We start from the raw sequence: 16,415 nt of genomic DNA, 5'->3' as shown, positions 1-16,415 counted from the left end.
GCGACCCGCAGGGCGCCTCAGCGCCCGTCGCGGCCGCAGGCGTAGGCGAGGACGCTGACCAGTTCCTCGGCGTCCGGCAGCCAGCGGTTGGCGGCGGTCGGCCGGCGCGCCCACTGGACCGCGCCGTGCCGCCCCACGCGGGTGGGCGGCGCGACCACGTAGTCGCCCTCGCCGTGCGCCACGAGGTCGATCGAGGCGGGCGACCAGCCCTGGTTCCGCACCAGGTGCGGGATCTTGGCTGCGGCGCCGGGCAGGACGAAGAAGAGCATCCTGCGCCCCGGGGTGGAGGTGACCGGGCCCAGCTCGACCCCCAGGCGCTCCATGCGCGCCAGCGCCAGACAGCCCGCCGTCTCCGGCACGTCGAGCGCGTCGAAGGTGCGCCCGGTCGGCAGCAGGATCGAGGCGCGCGGCGCGCCGCTCCACATGCGGCGCGCCACGACGGGGCTGCCGGTCGCCTGGTCCGCCCAGTCGGCGCGGGTCGGATGGGCGCCGGGCGCGGGGCAGTCCGCCGCGCCGCAGCTGCACTGGTCGACGCCGGCCACGGGTTCGAGCCAGGCGCCGGGCAGCACGTCCCAGTGCCGCTCCTCCGCGTAGCGCACCGCCGCGTCCTGCAGTCCCTCCCCGCGCTGCTGGGGGATCTGTGGTGCTCCTGTCACGTCTGTCACGTCGTCTGTCACGTCCATGGTCTCGTCCACGACCAGCACAACTTCCGCGCTGTTCCGGGGTTACGCCCCCCGAGGGGCGGCCCGGAGGCGCACCGGGCCGTAAAAAATACGGGCCTTAAAAATATCGGCATGCGGGGCGCATGGGAGCACGGTCGGGGGCGCGCACGGGGACGCGGCTGTGTGAGCGGGTAGCCACCATGCGTGACGGGCGTACGAGTGTCCGGTGGGCCGTGCCGTGCTCCAGGGCACGGCCCTGGACTCCTGTCGGCGCCGTACGCGTACGATCGCGGTCAATTCGGGCAAGTCCTTCATTCCCCGCATGTCTGGCGTATCCGCGCTATTCGCGGGGCAGTGATCAACAGGGACGGCATCCGCCGTAAACGCACAGCAGTCACTGGGGGTAAACCATGGCCGCTAGGCCGCTTGTGGCGCGGCAGCCGAACGAGAGGCTGCAGGCGCTTATTCAGGAAGCCGGGTGCTCCAACGCCGGCTTGGCGCGCAGGGTCAACATGTGCGGCGCCGAGCACGGTCTCGATCTGCGCTACGACAAGACCTCGGTCGCCCGCTGGCTGCGCGGCCAGCAGCCGAGGGGCCGGGCCCCGGGCATCATCGCCGAGGCGCTCGGCCGCAAGCTCGGCCGTACGGTCACGATCGACGAGATCGGCATGGCCAACGGCAAGAACCTCGCCTCGGGGGTGGGGCTTCAGTTCTCGCCCACCGTCCTCGGCGCGATAGAGCAGGTCTGCGAGCTGTGGCGGAGCGACGTCGGGCGCCGCGACTTCCTGAGCGGTTCGACGGTCGCCGCCTCGGCGCTGGTGGAGCCCAGCCGCGACTGGCTGATCACCGGCACGGACACGCAGGTCGCGCGGACGGCCGGGGCGAAGGTCGGCAGGTCCGACGTGGCGGCGGTGCGGGCGACCACCGACGCGCTCATCGAGCTGGACCACCGGTACGGGAGCGGGCATGTGCGCCCCGTCGTCGTCCACTATCTGAACAGCGTGGTCTCCGGGCTGCTGGCCGGCTCCTACCGGGAGTCGGTGGGGCGCGAGTTGTTCGCCGCGGTCGCCAGGCTGACCGAGCTGGCCGGCTACATGGCGGTCGACACGGGCCAGTCCGGGCTCGCCCAGCGCTACTACATCCAGGCGCTGCGGCTGGCCCAGGCCGCCGGGGACCGGGGTTACGGCGGGTATGTGCTGGCCGCGAGCATGAGCCACCTCGCGGCCCAGCTCGGAAACCCCCGGGAGATCGCCCAGTTGGCGAAGGCCGCGCAGGAAGGCGCGCGCGGGCAGGTGCCGCCGCGCGCCGAGTCGCTGTTCCTGGCCGCCGAGGCCCGCGGCCACGCCCTGCTGGGCGACGGGCGCGCCTGCCAGGTCGCGGCGGGCCGCGCGCTGGACGCGATGGAGCGGGCGGTGGGCAGCGGCGGGGAGTCCGGCGACGAGCCGGTGTGGATCCGCCACTTCGACCACGCCTACCTGGCCGACGAGTTGGCCCACTGCCACCGCGACCTCGGCCAGGCCGAGCCCGCCAGGCGCCGCGCGGAGGAGGCCCTGGCGGGCCACCCGGAGGGCCGGGTGCGGCGGCGGGCGATCGGGCTGTTGCTGCTGGCCACGTCGCTGGTGCAGCAGCGCGAGGTGGAACAGGCCTGCCACACCGGCACCCAGGCGGTCGAGCTGCTCGGATCCCTGCGCTCCAACCGGGGGGTGGAGTATCTGGACGACTTCCAGCAGCGGCTGGAGCCGTATCGGGACGAGCCGGTGGTGCGGGAATTCGGGGCGCGGCTGGAGGTACAGGCGGCCTGACGCGGTGACCAGCGTCTCTCCGTCCCGCGGGTCCACCGGGCACCGCCGCGTCCGGGGACCCGGTAGCGTGAGCCGTTGATTCCGTAAGTTCGCATAGCCAAGGAGTCCCGGTGACGCAGAGCGGACAGGGGAACGAGCCGCAGCTGCCTGCGGTCCCGCCCGCGCAGCCTTCGCAGCCCGTGCGCGAGGGTGTCGTGCTGCCCGCTCAGGGCGATCAGCGGGCCCAGGACCAGCACCAGGCGGCCCCGGCCGGCGGCCAGGCATGGGGGCAGCCGTGGGGCCCGCAGGGTGCTCCGCAAGGCGGGCCGCAGGGCGCCGGGCAGCCCGGCGCGCCGCTGGCCCAGCCGCTGCCGCCGGAAGGCGCGCCCCACCCCCAGCCGGGCTCCCAGCAGGGCTGGCCGCAGCAGCCGCCGCAGACCCCGCCCCCCGGCGCGCCGCAACCCCCCGGCGCGTCGTACGGCGGGCCGCAGGGCGCGCCGCTGCCCGCCCAGGGGCAGCAGCCGTATGCCCAGCAGGGCTGGCCCGCGCACGGCCAGCCGCAGGCGCAGGCCCAGCCGCCGCACATGCAGCCGCCGCCGCACGGGCAGCCGCAGTCTCCGGAGAGACAGGCGCAGCCCTTCGCCGGCGCCGCCGGACCCGGCATGCCTGCCGGGCCCGCCGATCAGACCCAAGTGCTGCCGCCGCAGTCCGGCTACGCCGGGCCGCCCGCGGCCGACTCCGAGCCGACGCAGTACATACCGCCCGTTTCCGGGCAGATGCCCGGCGCGATGCCGCTGCCGCCCGAGGGCGCGGCCCACACCGCCCCGCCGGCCCACGCCCAGCCAGCCGCCGCGAACACCCCGCTGCCGCCGGAGAACCAGCCCGCGCAGCCGCAGTCGCAGTCCCAGTCCCAGCCGCACGCCCAGTCGCGCCCCGAATCGGACAACGAGTCCACCACGATGCTGCGGGCCGTCCGCCCCGGCCGCCCCCGCCACGGCGCCCCCCAGCCGGCCCCCGGCCAGCCCGCTTCAGGTCAGCCCGCCCCCGGCGCCGCCGAGGAGACGCAGGTCCTGCCCGGGCCGATCCCGGCCGCCGGGCAGCCGCCGCAGCCGCAGGGCGGCCCGGCGCGGCCCGGCTCCGCCCCGTACGCGATCCGCCCCGGCATGCCGGGGGACCGGCCCCCGCCGTCGGAGTTCGACGGCCTGTTCCGTGCCGACGGCGCGCCCGCCGAACCGGCGGACTCGACGCAGCAGCTGCCGCAGTTCGGCGACCAGGGCCCGCAGCCGCCCGCGCCCGCCCCCGCCGACGGCGGCGGGGGCCGGGGCAAGCGCGGCGGCCGGAAGATGTCACCCGCGGCCCTCATCGGCATCGTCGTCGCGGGCTGCGCCCTCGCCGGCCTCGCCGCCGGAGCGGCGCTCAGCGCGGGGGGCGACGACGACAAGAAGGACACGAAGGCCTCGGAGAGCGAGACGCCGGACACCAAGACCGACGACGAGCCGACCAAGGCGGCCGACCCCGTCGAGGCGCAGGCCAAGGCGCTCGACGCGCTGCTCGCGGACAGCAACAACAGCCGCGCGGCGGTGATCAAGGCCGTGGGGGACATCAGGTCCTGCAAGAACCTGTCCACCGCCGCCACCAACCTGCGCACCGCCGCCGGCCAGCGCACCGACCTCGTCACCCGGCTGGGCAAGATCTCCGTCGACAAGCTGCCCAACCACGCCGAGTTGACCTCCTCCCTGACCAAGGCGTGGCGGTCCTCCGCCACGGCCGACAACCAGTACGCGGCGTGGGCCGACCAGGTCGGCGGCAAGAAGGGCTGCCACAAGGGCAGGGCCCGCACGACGCCCCGGGTGGGCGCGGCGGAGCGGGCGAGCGGCGAGGCGACCACGGCCAAGAAGAGGGCGGCCGAGCTGTGGAACCCGATCGCCACGAAGTACGGCCTGACCTCGCACCAGGCGACGGACCTGTAGTCCGGTGGCTTTGCGGTGAGTATGGGACAGCGACACGCCGTCGCCTCGGCGTGTCGCTGTCCCATACTCACCGCGAAACGCACCGCGAACCCGGGCTTCGGCCGCTAGCCCCTCGGGGCGTACCGCTGGAGGGTCCCCGCGACGTTGACGGACCCCTCGCGGACCGCGACCAGCCGCCCGTCCCGCACCACCTGGTAGGTCACGTCCGCGTTGACGAGGCGCGGATAGCCGTGGATGGCCAGCGAGTCCTTGAAGCCCCAGCGCAGGGTCGGCGTCAGGCCGCCCGTGCCGGCCGCGTGGCCGTTGTCCAGGGCACGCCGGACCGTGCGGGCGCTGATGTCGTCGGCGTCCAGGGCGTTCAGGACCGAGCGCAGCACGGTGTAGGCGATCCAGGTGGTCTGGGTGCCGGGGTCCTCCGCGTCGATGTTGTCGTCGTCGAAGGCGTACCGCTTGATGACCTTCTTCATGGGCCCCCAGCGCGGATCGTCCGCGGCCGGGTACCAGCCGGTGGCGTACGCGCCCTCCAGCGGGCTCTCGCGGCCGCCGGTGCTGTCCACGAGGGACTGGCGGACGCTGCCGAGCACGGAGGCGATCCGTACCTTCGGGTGGTCCTCCTGGAGCCGCCGGAAGGAGTCGAAGAAGGTGCTGGTGCGCTGCCCAAGCGCCGCGGTCACGCAGGAGCCGGACAGCTCGGCGCCCTGCGCGGCGCCGCCGAGGGAGGTCTCGGCGCCCACCCGGTTCAGGGCGGCGCCGGCCTGCCGGGTGTAGTCCCCGGCGTCCTCGGGGGCGCGGACGTCCTCGGCCGCCTGGCGCCCGCCGGCCGCCAGGCCCGCGTCGAGGAGGTCGGGGAACGCGTCGCCCGCGATGGTGTCGGGGCGGACGAGGGCGACGCGGTGGCAGACGGAGGCGAGCTGCCGGCCGTTGCCGGCCAGCAGGGCGGCCTGGCCGCCGTTGACCGGGTAGGAGTAGGGGCTGTCGAACTCCTCCTGGGTCAGCCCGTATCCGCCGATGTACGGGATGCCCGCGCCCTCCAGGGCGGAGATGAAGTAGCGGCCGTACTGGCTGTACGAGCCGACGACCGCGACGACCTTCTCGGAGGCCGCCCGCCGGGCGCAGCGCGCGGCCTCGGAGGGGTCGTTGCGCTCGTTGCAGGTGATGACCTTCAGCTTGCGGCCGTGGATGCCGCCGGAGGCGTTGACCCAGCGGGCGTACGCCTGCGCCATGGCGGGCATGCCGGGCATGTTGGTCGCCTTGGTGCCCTCGGGCGCCCAGGTCATGACGGTGATCGGAGGCTCGGACCCGGCCCCGCCGAGGGTGCCGCAGCCGGTCAGCGCCCCCGCCCCGACGGCCGCGCAGAGCATCGCCGTCAGCCACGGCCGCGGGGAGAGCCGAGGGGAGAAACGTCGCCATCCGGTCATGACATGCGAGCGTGGCGTTCCGTATGTAACGGGGTGACTATCGCAATTGACAGGAAAGTGACGGGAGGGTGAATTACGGGGGGCGGTACGTGTCCGTCCGTGAGGAACGTACGATCGATTCCTGTGCAAGGTTCGGAGAAGTCTTCCCGTCGCGCCCGTCGCTCGACCACCATGGGCGCCATGCCTGTCAATGACATGCCGTGGTGGCGCTGGCGCAGCAATGTGCGCTCGGCGCTGCACATGCTTTCCGACCCCGTCTTCCAGCAGGAGTGCTGGCTGGCGGGACAGGACGGATACGGGGACGTCACCGATGCCGTGTACCGGCTGGTGGAGGACACCTGGCTGGACAACTGGTCGGCCGAGAAGTACGTCGGCACGATCTTCCGCGACTCGCAGGAGGCGGCGCTCGTCGACGTCGCGGTCCTGAGGGTGCTGCGGATCATGCACCAGGTGGGCGCGGACGCCCCGGTCTCGGCCTATCTGGCGCACCACGCCTGGCCCGAGGCCGTCCGGGCGGCGCGCGAGGCGCATGTGCGGCTCGCGACCAACGACGGCGAGGACCCGGACGTGCCCCCGCACACCCTCGAAGTGCTGGCGATCATGACGCGCTCGGTCTAGGGGTCCTCCCGGGTGTGCGACGCTATGGAGTCATGAGCCAGTCGCATTCCGCCGCCCCCGACCAGTACGTCCTCACCCTGTCCTGCCCCGACAAGCAGGGCATCGTGCACGCCGTGTCCAGCTACCTCTTCATGACCGGCTGCAACATCGAGGACAGCCAGCAGTTCGGGGACCGGGACACGGGGCTCTTCTTCATGCGGGTGCACTTCCGCGCGGTCTCGCCGGTGCGGGTGGAGGACCTGCGGGCGAGCTTCGCGGCGGTGGGCGAGTCCTTCCACATGGACTGGCAGATCCACCCGGCCGGGGAGAAGATGCGGGTCGTGCTGATGGTCAGCAAGTTCGGCCACTGCCTGAACGACCTGCTCTTCCGCTCGCGGATCGGGGCGCTGCCCGTGGAGATCGCGGCGGTGGTCTCCAACCACACCGACTTCGAGGAGCTGGTGGGCTCGTACGGGGTGCCGTTCCGGCACATCCCGGTGACGAAGGACACCAAGGGCCAGGCGGAGGCCGAGCTGCTGGAGCTGGTGGAGGAGGAGAAGGTCGAGCTGGTGGTCCTGGCCCGCTACATGCAGGTGCTCTCGGACGACCTGTGCAAGCGGCTGGCGGGGCGCATCATCAACATCCACCACTCCTTCCTCCCGAGCTTCAAGGGCGCCAAGCCGTACCACCAGGCGCACGCCCGGGGCGTGAAGCTGATCGGTGCCACGGCCCACTATGTGACGGCCGACCTGGACGAGGGGCCGATCATCGAGCAGGAGGTCGAGCGGGTCGGCCATGCGCTGACCCCCGAGCAGCTGGTGGCGGTCGGGCGCGACGTGGAGTGCCAGGCGCTGGCGCGGGCGGTGAAGTGGCACAGCGAGCGGCGGGTGCTCCTCAACGGCCACCGCACGGTCGTCTTCGCCTGAGGAACCCTCTGACGGGGGCGCCCCCGGCCGCTCACATTCGCGACAGGGACGCCGTCGCGAAGAGGACGTCGCGGATCGCCTCCGGGTCGCCGATCTGTCCCGCGGCCGCCTCCTCGGGCGGCACATGACCGGCCGCGAGCTGGTAGAAGGCCTCGCGGTCGAGGGCGATCCTGGCCACCGTCTCCGCCTCGGAGGGCAGCGCGGCGGGGGAGTCCAGCGGGATGTACCAGTGGCCGCTGCCCTCGACCTCCAGATGGAGCGTGCGGCCCGGCGCGCCCGCCGTGCCCAGCCGCCGGGGCGGCCCCGCGAGCCCGGCCCGGCGGCGCTGCGCGAGCGCGTCGGGCAGCAGCCGGGCGTACAGGTCGACCATCCGTCTGAGGTGGGCCGAGGCGGGTGGCTCGTACGGGTAGTCGATCGCCTCCGCGATGTCCCCGGCGTGCACCCAGCACTCGAAGGCGCGGTCGACGAACGAGTCGCGCAGCGGCAGGGAGAAGCCCCCGTACGGCACGGGGAGCATCCGGGCGCCGCGCCCGGCGAAGGACACCGTGCGCACCAGCGCGTGGCCCTGCTCCCGCCACGGCTCGCGCACCGCCTCCGGCTCCGCCGCGGCCTCGGGGCTCAGCTCGGGGCCGTCGTGCCAGTACGCCTCGGTACGGGCCTCCGGGTCGCCCGGGGCGTCGGCGCCCAGCGGGTCGGGCAGCCCGAGCGAGGCGGCGAGGATGCCGTCGACCACCATCAGGTGGCCGATCACCCCGGCAACGGTGGTGTCCCGCCCCACCTGCCGCCGTCCGTCGAACCACCGCAGCCGCACCGGCGCCCGCCACTCCGCCTCGCCCATGTCGCGCAGCAGCGCGTCCAGCCGGGCGGCCTCCGCGTCGTACACCCCCGCCCAGTCGGGCACCGGGATCCGGGCCGGGCGGCGGCCCAGGCAGCCCGCGAGCACCCGGGAGCGCAGCAGCGGGTCGAGGTCGAGGCTCTGCTCGGTGTGGAGCAGGCCGACCGCCTCACGCAGCCGCAGGGCCTCGTCGGCGCAGGGATTGCAGTGGTTGAGGTGCGCCTCCACGGCGGCGGTCTCCTCGGGCGGGCAGGCCGCCAGGGCCCAGGCGCCCAGCAGCGACTTCAGCACCGCGTGGGAGAGCTGGGGCGCGGGTGGCGGGACCGGCGGGACAGGCGGGGCGGGTAGCCGGCCACGGCTTTCGGCAGCGGGCTCCTGATGCTCCTGTGGCTCCTGCTGCTCCTGCTGCTCGTGTGGCTCCTGGGGTCGGCGTGGCTCCTGGGGTCCGCGCGGCGGGGGCGCCCCGTCCGCCGGGGGAGCGGGGTGCCAGTGGGCGGGCCAGCGGCCGCTGTCCTCGGCGGCCGGCCGCGGCGGGGGTATGCGCGGCGCCTCGGCGGGCTCGGTGCCGCCGGTGCCGTCATCGGGTCTGCTCACAGGGCCCGCCCGTACCCGGGAGGCGGACCGGCCTCGGGGAGCGGCGCGCGGGCCGTGGACAGCAGTTGCAGCCCCAGCCGCAGCCGGCGCCTGGCCTCGTCCTCCGTCACGCCGAGTTCGGCCGCGGTCTGCCGGTAGTCGCGGCGGTCGAAGTAGGCCAGCTCGAGCGCGGCGCGCAGCGGGGCGGGCATGGACGTGACGATGTAGTCGGCGCGGGCGGCCACGGAGGCCTCGCGGATCCGCTCCTCGATGTCCTCCGCCGTACGCCTGCCCCGCGCCGCTACGGCGCCTTCCCCGGCGGTGCCGTCCCCGGCCGGGTCGGCCGCGGCGCGCGCCTCGGCCTCCCGCAGCCGGTGCACCGCCTGGCGGTGGGCCAGCGTGGCGATCCACGAGCGCAGCGAGCCCTGCTGGGGGTCGTACGCGCCCGGGTTCTCCCAGGCGTAGCCGAACACTTCACGGGTGACGCGGTCGGCGGCCTCCTCGTCCTCCAGGACCCGATGGGCGAGATTGTGGACGAGGGAGGCGAACCGGTCGTACAACTCGCCCAGCGCGGCGGCCTCTCCGCGCGCCAGGCGTTGCTGCATCCTGCGGTCCCAGCGGGGCGGTGCGTCGTTCGCCATGTGGCCCCCATCCCTCGTGCTCGAGTTGTTCGGGTGTCACCGTCCTATCGAATGTAGTGCGGGGGGCTGGCAGAACACGCCCCCATGCGGCAAAGTGCGGCGCGGCCGGGCTGCGGATGGTATTGGGCCGGTCACTTTGCGCAGGAATCCCGCGACGAAACGCTTCCGCACGACATAAGGTCGTCATCTCCGGCTTCCGCCGGGGGGTGTTTGGTGGGGCGCCGGGCGGGCAGCCGCCCGGGAACAATCGATTCCGGTTTGCGGGCGAGCGAAGGGCTTCGGGCGCGTGACGTTGAAGGTGATGGAGGACCGACGGGGGGAGTGGGTCGTTCTCCAGGTCTCGGGAGAGATGGACCTGGTGACCTCCCCCGCGGTCCGGCAGCACGTGCACGACGCGGTCGCCGAGGGCCGCCACCGGCTGGTGCTCGACCTGCAAGAGGTCCGCTTCTGCGACTCCAGCGGCGTCGGCGTGCTCATCGCGGCCCGCCGCCTCATGCGGTCCTGCTCCGGACGCCTCCGGCTGATCCTCCCCCCACAGGGCGCCGCGCCCGGCTCCCACGTCCACCGGGTCCTGGCCGCCCTCGGCGTCCGCCGCCTCTTCGAGGTCTACCCCGACCTGGCCGCCGCCACCGACAGCGCCGCGGACCCGCTGACCGCCTAGCCGGCGGCCACCCGGCCTGGTGGCGCCTCGCTGCGCGAACCATTCATCGTGTGCTCCTCGTCCGGGCGGGCGGTGCGGTCACTGCCGGCGGGGTGGCGGCGGTCTTGGGCAGGGCGAGCATCGCGACGGCGGCGAGGACGTAGGCGGCGACCTGCCAGGGCATCACCTGAGCGAGGGCGTGGCCGAACAGCCGCGCTGGTTCGTCGGACGCTGTCCCGGCGGCCGGGATGAGGGCGTTGAAGAAGACGGTGCCGAGGACGGCGACACCGGCGGCGCCGCCGATCTGGTTCACCGTCGACAGGACCCCGCCGGCGGCGCCGGCGTGGTGGCCGGGCACACCGGCCAGGACGATGTTGACCAGGATCGGCGCACCCAGTCCCAGGCCGAGGCCACCGAGGAACAGGGCGCCGGCCAGCGGCCAGTAGCCCGGGGCCGTGGCGCCGTCGCTGACCAGCCACCACAGCAGCCCCTGGGAAGCGGCCAGGGTCAGGGCGCCGGTGACGACGAGGGCGCGGCCGGCCCGCGCCGCGAGGGCGACCCCGGCACCAGAGGTGATCATCGACCCGATCGCGTACGGCAGGATCACCAGGCCGGTGTCCCACGCGGAGCGGCCGGTGCCGGCCTGCAGATAGACCGACAGGACCAGGAAGAACGAGGCCAGGCCGCCGAAGAACAACACCGACGCCACCAGGCCCGCGGCGAACGGCCGGATCGACAGCAGGGCCGGGTTCAGCACGGGCTGACCGCCCCGGCGGGTCAGGGCCCGCTCGTAGGCCAGGAACACTGCCAGGAGCAGCAGCCCGGTCGCGAGCAGGGCCCACCCGAACGCCGGCCACCCCCAGTCCCGGCCCTGCACCAGCGGCAGCAGCACCAGGAGCACCGCAACCGCGACCAGCACGGCCCCGGCCACGTCCAGACGGGCGCGCACCGGTGCGAGCGACTCGGGAAGCACCCGGACACCCAGCGCGAGGGCGAGGACTGCGACGGGGACGTTGATCCAGAAAATCGCGCGCCACCCCAGGCCCCACGGGTCCGTGTCGACGAGCGCTCCGCCCAGCAGCGGCCCGGCGACCGACGCCAGACCCTGGACGGCCCCGTACGCGCCGAAGGCCCTGGCCATCGCGGCCGGCTCGAACGACGACCGGATGATGCCGAAGACCTGCGGGACCATGAACCCCCCGGCCAAGCCCTGCACCGCCCGGACCGCGATCAGGACCCCGGCCGAGGGGGCCAGAGCGCACGCGGCGGACGCGACTGCGAAGCACGCCAGGGAGACGAGGAAGACCTTGCGGCGGCCGTGGTCGTCGCCGACTCGTCCCCCCGTGATCAGGCCGGACCCCAGCGCGAGGGTGTAGGCCGCGAGCATCCACTGCAACTGCGACTGGGAGGCGTGCAGGTCGGTGGCGATGTCCGGGGCGGCGACCGTGACGATGGTGACGTCGAGCAGGTCCATGAACGAGGCGAACAGCATGATGAGCAGCGCGAGGGACGACCGGCGGCCGGCCACTGGTGCTTCCTGCGCGGGGGTGCGGGAGGAGTGAGCCATGCCCGCACCGTGGCACCGGTAGCGGCCACCGGATGACCGCTACCGGTGCCAGACTTCTTTCGTGGCTGACACGTCTGCGCGGATCCTGCGCCTGCTGTCCCTGCTCGAGGCGCGCATCGAATGGCCTGGGCCCGAACTCGCCGATCGACTCGACGTCTCCTCGCGGACCCTGCGCCGTGACATCGACACCCTCCGCGAGCTCGGGTACCCCGTCGACGCGGTCAAGGGCCCCGGCGGCGGTTACCGGCTCGGGGCGGGCGGGAAGTTGCCGCCGTTGGTCCTCGACGACGACCAGGCCGTCGCCATCGCCCTCGCGCTGCAGACCGCACCTGCGGCCGTCACCGGCATCGACGACGCTCTCACCCGCGCGCTGACCACCCTGCGCCAGGTCATGCCCGCCCGCCTACGGGCCGCCAGCGAGGCCTTCGAGGTCACGAGCCTGCGCAACTACTGGGAGTTCTCCGCTCCGCCGATCGACGTGGCGACCCTGCAAACCGTCGGGTCGGCCATCCGCACCCGCCACGTCCTGCGATTCGACTACACCACACCCGACGGCCACGACCCCGCCCCCGGCGAGCCCGAGTTCCAGCCTCCCCTCGAGGTCGAGCCACACCACCTCGTCGTCTGGGCCGGGCGCTGGTACCTCATCGCCCGCGACCACGCCCACCGCACGTGGCACACCTACCGGGTCGACCGCGTCCGCCCACGAACCCCCGCAGGAGCCGCCTTCACACCCCAGCCGCTCACACACGACGACCTCACCCGCCTTGTCGTCCAGAATCCCGACCGGGGAGACACCCCCGGCCACTGGCCGTGCGTCGGTACCGCCACCCTCGCCCTGCCTGCCGAGGTCGTCGCTCGCTGGGCCCCCGGAGGGTCCGTCGTGGAGGCCGTCGACTCCGGTCGGTGCCGGCTGACCATCGGCGGCTGGTCCTGGGCCGGCATCGCGGGCCTGCTCATCACCTTCGACACCACACTCGACGACATCGGCCCACCAGCACTGGCCGACGCCTTCCAGAACATCCGGCATCGGCTGGTGGGTGTCGGATCAGGGCTGCTCGACCAACGTCCCCGTCAGTACACCTAGGCTTCGGCGGCCCGGGGCGCGGGTGTGGCTCCGGGGAGGGCCGCGCGGACGAGGAAGCCGCCGTCGGGGAGGGGGCGGGCCTCCAGGGTGCCGCCGAGGAGTTGGGCGCGCTCGCGCAGGCCGATCAGGCCGTGGCCGCCGCCCGGCAGCTCGGGCGCTGCCGCCGTGGCGTCGGGCGCCCCGTTGCGCACCTCCACGCGCAACTCCCGTACGCCCTCTCCCGCGTCTCCCGGGCTTCCCGCGCCCGCCGCGTCGGCCTCGCCCGCCGCGACGGCCTCGCTGACCCGGACCCGCACCCGGGCCCCCGGCGCGTGCTTGCGCACATTGGTCAGCGCCTCCTGCACGATGCGGAACACCGCCCGTTCGACGGCCTCCGACTGCCCCAGGCCCTCCAGCACCCCCTCGCCGTAGTCGGCCTCGTAGTCGACGTCCAGCGCGCTCAGTTCGATCAGGCGCGGCAGGTCGGCCAGGCAGGGCTGCGGGGTGAGTTCCTCCAGGTCCCCGCCCGCCGCGCGCAGCACGCCCACCATGTGGCGCAGTTCGTCCAGCGTGCGCACCGACAGCTCGCGGATCGTACGGGCGCCCTCGCGGGCCCCGCCGTCCTCCGCGCTGATCAGCACCGCCCCGGCCTGGAGGCTGATGAGGCTGACCTGGTGGGCGACGACATCGTGCATCTCCCGGGCGAGACGGGCCCGTTCGGTGCTGAGCACCTGCTGGGCCAGCAGCTCGTCGGCGTGGCGGCGGCTGCGCGTCAGCTCCTCGACGCGGGCGGCCAGTTCGCCGCGGGTGCGCACCAGCAGGCCCAGCGCGATGGGGCCGACGGAGGTCACGCTCGCGTCGATCAGGGTCAGGGTGTTCTCCCGGTACGCGGTCGGCTCGAAGTCCGAGACCGGCCACGGCACGAAGTGCGCGATCGCCAGCAGCAGCGCCGAGAACGCCAGCAGCCGGCGGTCGGGGCGGCGCACGGCCACGGTGTACAGGGCGATCATCGGCGAGAACCAGACGTAGCCGATGAGGATCCCCGGCAGCGTGACCAGGAACACGGTCAGCGGCAGCCGCCGGCGCAGCAGCAGCGCGGCCGCGGCCACCAGCGACACGTTCAGCTCCAGGCCCGGTGTCACGCCGTTGACCAGCAGCGCGTCGGCCACCGCGAGCGCCACGGGAACGACCAGCGGCGCCCAGCGCGGCGCCCGGACACTCATCGCGGCCCACCCGCCCGGGGGCCGCCCGCCAGCAGCCCCGCGCGGTCGGCCACGATCGCCGCCTGCACCCGGTTGACCCCGCCCAACTTCCCGAGCAGCGCCCGCACATGGTCCTTGACGGTGCTGGGCGCCAGCCCCATCCGCTCCGCGATCTGCGGATTGGCCAGCCCCTCCCCGAGCAGCGCCAGCACCTCCCGCTCGCGCGGGGTGAGCGCCTCGACGGCCGCCGAGGCCGTGGCCTCCGCCTCGGCCGCCAGATAGCCGCCGATCACGGCCCGGGTGACGCCCGGGTCCAGGACGCTGCCGCCCTGCGCGAGCGTCCGTACGGCGCCCACCAGCTGCTCCGGATCGGTGTCCTTGAGCAGAAAGCCCGCCGCGCCCGCGCGCAGCGCGGCCGTGACGTACTCCTGCGCGTCGAAGGTGGTCAGCATGGCGACGGTAGGCGGGCGCTCCGCCTCCAGCAGCCGTCTGAGCACGGTCAGCCCGTCCACGTCGGGCATCCGGATGTCCAGGAGGACCACATCGGCCGCGCTCCCGCGCACCGACTCCACCGCCTCGGCGCCGGAGCACTCCGCGACCACCTCGATGTCCGGGGCCGTGCCCAGGATCAGCCGCAGCCCCGACCGTACGAGTGCCTCGTCGTCCACCACCGCCACCCGGATCACCGGCCGCTCCCCTCGTCGGCTGTCATGCTCATTTCCCCGGACAGCCTGCCGTATCGGCGGATCAAAGTGGAGTAGCGACCTCCGCCCGTTGGGGGGAACACCCCCGCCGGTCGGCGGGGGTGACCGGGAGACCAGAGGCTGATTTCCCGGCCGCCCGCCCCGGGGCACAGTGGTCCCACGCCGCGTCACCCGCGGCCCAGGCCGCCGCGGCCCCCACACGCGGCGGCCCTCTTCTTTTCGCCGCCTGCCTGCTGCTGCCGCCTGCCGCCGTCTGCTGCCGCCTTCTGCGGCCGGCTCGCCCGGCCCCGGCCGGCCTCACACCCCCGGCGGCTCCGCCGGGGCGGGCCCCAGGGTGGTCGTGCCGGGGGCCGCGCGGTGGCCCAGACCCCGGCGGTACGCGTCCATCGCGGCCTCGACCCGGCCGCCGCGCCGCAGCAGATCGCCCAGCAGCCGGCACAGGTCGGCCAGGTCCCCGGCCGCGCCCGTCCGCTCCAGCAGGGCCAGCGCCGCGCGGTAGTGCTCCTCGGCGGTCCGCGCGTCGCCGCGCTCCTCCGCGATCAGGCCGAGCAGCCGGTGCGCCCCGCCCGCGTGAACCGCGCCGTGCTCGGCGGTGAGCCCGGCGATCCCACCCTCGGCGATCTCCCCTTCGGTGATCCCTCCTTCGGTGATCCCTCCTTCGGTGATCACCTCATCCCCCGCGGACTCGCCCGCCCCGCCCGCCGAGTCCGCCCCGCCCGCCGGAGGCCTCCTCAGCAGCGGCAGCAGCAGGGCCTCCGCCTCCGCCGTCCGCCCTCGCCGCCGCAGCACGTCCGCGAGCTCCACCTCCACCTGCACCGTGTACAGCGCGGCCCGCTTGGACGCCAGCATGTCCCGGGCGATGCGCAGTTCGCGCTCCGCCCGCTCCAGGTTGCCGTCCTGCGCGTGGACGTAGCCGCGCATCCAGTGGCAGTGCGCCAGGTCGGTGTGGATCCGCAGCTGCTCGTACAGCTCCTGCGCCTTGGCCAGCGAGGCGTCCGCCTCGGCGGTGCGGCCCTCGGCGATGAGCGTGCGGGCCACGCCGCGGTGCATCCGGGCGATCAGCCCCGGGTCGTCCACGCTGGGGGCCAGCGCGAGCGCCAGCTCGGCGGAGCGCGCGGCGCGCGCGTGGGCGCCCATGTCCATGTACGGGGCGATGGCGGCGGTGTAGAGCAGCAGCAGGGCGTTCGGATCGTGCAGCCCCGAGGCGTTCAGCTCGTCGATGGCGTTCTCCAGGAGGTAGCAGGAGTAACGCAGCTCGCCCGACAGGAAGTGGACCACGGCCCGGCCGCGGATCGCCGGGACCCGCCGGGGCAGCGGCTCGTCGGCCAGCAGCCGCTCCGCCGCCTCGTAGTGGGCGCGCGCGGCGGCCAGTTCGCCGGTCTCCAGGACGCAGTCGCCGAGCCCCACCAGGGCGGTGGCCCGCTCGTCCCGGAGGCCGAGCAGCTCCGCCTCGGCCATCAGCTCCTGAAAGCGCCCGGCCGCTTCCTCCGCGTCGCCGGTGGTCAGCGCCTTGCGGGCGTCGGTGAGTCCGGCCCGCAGCCGGATCGCGTCGCGCGGGTCGCGGCCCGTGGTCAGCTCCTCGTAGCTGACGCCGAGGCGCTCGGCGAGATGGCGCAGCGCGGCCTCGGAGGGGCGCACCTTGCCCGACTCGAGGGTGGAGACATACGCGGCGGTATACGCCGGCTCGGCCAGCTGACGCTGGGTGAACCCCCGCTCGGTGCGCAGCCGGAGCACCCGGCGCCCGATCTCGGCGGCCCCCTCCGCCGTCCGTACGTCCCCGGCGCTTCTCTCGCCCACCGTGCCCTCTTCTCCCCGGAGCTAACTTAATTGCCG

At 74.3% G+C, this 16,415-nt stretch carries 14 protein-coding genes; 6 read left to right on the top strand and 8 right to left on the bottom strand.

The features are described from left to right. Positions 1-17: 17 nt before the first annotated feature. Entirely contained in the window at positions 18-683 is a 666-nt protein-coding gene (locus BBH68_RS10040; protein WP_065960932.1) for a bifunctional DNA primase/polymerase, read from the bottom strand. Between the two features lie 389 nt (positions 684-1,072). Between BBH68_RS10040 and BBH68_RS10035 the strand changes: the two genes are divergently transcribed. Beyond that, positions 1,073-2,464, top strand: coding sequence for an NsdA family TPR-like regulatory protein (locus BBH68_RS10035; protein ID WP_065960867.1), 1,392 nt, complete (start codon positions 1,073-1,075; stop codon positions 2,462-2,464). Positions 2,465-2,574: 110 nt separating this feature from the next. Next, on the top strand, positions 2,575-4,413 hold the full coding sequence (locus BBH68_RS10030) for a hypothetical protein (RefSeq protein ID WP_065960865.1): 1,839 nt from the start codon (positions 2,575-2,577) through the stop codon (positions 4,411-4,413). A 104-nt stretch (positions 4,414-4,517) separates the two neighbouring features. Here the strand turns inward: BBH68_RS10030 and BBH68_RS10025 are convergent, their stop codons facing one another. Beyond that, positions 4,518-5,831 carry an ABC transporter substrate-binding protein gene (locus BBH68_RS10025; RefSeq protein ID WP_065960863.1) on the bottom strand — a complete coding sequence of 438 codons (1,314 nt, stop codon included), beginning with the start codon at positions 5,829-5,831 and terminating at the stop codon, positions 4,518-4,520. A gap of 171 nt (positions 5,832-6,002) precedes the next feature. On the opposite strand from BBH68_RS10025, the gene BBH68_RS10020 reads away from it, so the two are divergent. Both BBH68_RS10020 and purU read left to right on the top strand, forming a co-directional pair. Continuing rightward, on the top strand, positions 6,003-6,449 hold the full coding sequence (locus tag BBH68_RS10020; protein WP_065960861.1) for an SCO4402 family protein: 447 nt from the start codon (positions 6,003-6,005) through the stop codon (positions 6,447-6,449). Between the two features lie 32 nt (positions 6,450-6,481). Continuing rightward, a complete protein-coding gene (gene purU / locus BBH68_RS10015) occupies positions 6,482-7,354 on the top strand; it encodes a formyltetrahydrofolate deformylase (RefSeq protein WP_065960859.1) in 873 nt (290 codons plus the stop codon). 31 nt (positions 7,355-7,385) lie between these two features. On the opposite strand, the gene BBH68_RS10010 is transcribed toward purU, so the two are convergent. Further along, positions 7,386-8,783, bottom strand: coding sequence for a maleylpyruvate isomerase N-terminal domain-containing protein (locus BBH68_RS10010; RefSeq protein WP_065960858.1), 1,398 nt, complete (start codon positions 8,781-8,783; stop codon positions 7,386-7,388). Continuing rightward, complete coding sequence (locus BBH68_RS10005) at positions 8,780-9,403, bottom strand: sigma-70 family RNA polymerase sigma factor (RefSeq protein WP_065960857.1); 624 nt, start codon at positions 9,401-9,403, stop codon at positions 8,780-8,782. The genes BBH68_RS10010 and BBH68_RS10005 overlap by 4 nt, the downstream gene beginning before the upstream one ends. Before the next feature lie 301 nt (positions 9,404-9,704). Here BBH68_RS10005 and BBH68_RS10000 point away from each other — a divergent pair, with 301 nt between their 5' ends. Further along, a complete protein-coding gene (locus BBH68_RS10000; protein WP_065960855.1) occupies positions 9,705-10,064 on the top strand; it encodes an STAS domain-containing protein in 360 nt (119 codons plus the stop codon). Positions 10,065-10,107: 43 nt separating this feature from the next. On the opposite strand, the gene BBH68_RS09995 is transcribed toward BBH68_RS10000, so the two are convergent. Beyond that, positions 10,108-11,610: an MFS transporter gene (locus BBH68_RS09995; RefSeq protein ID WP_065960853.1), complete on the bottom strand. Its 1,503-nt coding sequence runs from the start codon at positions 11,608-11,610 to the stop codon at positions 10,108-10,110. 61 nt (positions 11,611-11,671) lie between these two features. Between BBH68_RS09995 and BBH68_RS09990 the strand changes: the two genes are divergently transcribed. Then, complete coding sequence (locus BBH68_RS09990; RefSeq protein ID WP_065960851.1) at positions 11,672-12,697, top strand: helix-turn-helix transcriptional regulator; 1,026 nt, start codon at positions 11,672-11,674, stop codon at positions 12,695-12,697. On the opposite strand, the gene BBH68_RS09985 is transcribed toward BBH68_RS09990, so the two are convergent. The 3 genes from BBH68_RS09985 to BBH68_RS09975 all read right to left on the bottom strand — a co-directional run bounded on the left by BBH68_RS09985 (position 12,694) and on the right by BBH68_RS09975 (position 16,379). After that, on the bottom strand, positions 12,694-13,899 hold the full coding sequence (locus tag BBH68_RS09985; RefSeq protein WP_065960849.1) for a sensor histidine kinase: 1,206 nt from the start codon (positions 13,897-13,899) through the stop codon (positions 12,694-12,696). The genes BBH68_RS09990 and BBH68_RS09985 overlap by 4 nt on opposite strands. Further along, a complete protein-coding gene (locus BBH68_RS09980) occupies positions 13,896-14,564 on the bottom strand; it encodes a response regulator (RefSeq protein ID WP_065960848.1) in 669 nt (222 codons plus the stop codon). Before BBH68_RS09980 ends, BBH68_RS09985 begins: the two co-directional genes overlap by 4 nt. 315 nt (positions 14,565-14,879) lie before the next feature. Then, the gene (locus tag BBH68_RS09975) at positions 14,880-16,379 is read right to left on the bottom strand and encodes a helix-turn-helix domain-containing protein (protein WP_065960847.1); all 1,500 of its coding nucleotides are present in this window, start codon (positions 16,377-16,379) and stop codon (positions 14,880-14,882) included. Between the last annotated feature and the right edge of the window lie 36 nt (positions 16,380-16,415).

It is taken from the genome of Streptomyces sparsogenes, from assembly GCF_001704635.1.
Lineage (GTDB): Bacteria > Actinomycetota > Actinomycetes > Streptomycetales > Streptomycetaceae > Streptomyces > Streptomyces sparsogenes.
Note: the sequence above shows the minus strand (reverse complement) of the source record. Positions and strands in the feature narration are given on the sequence as shown.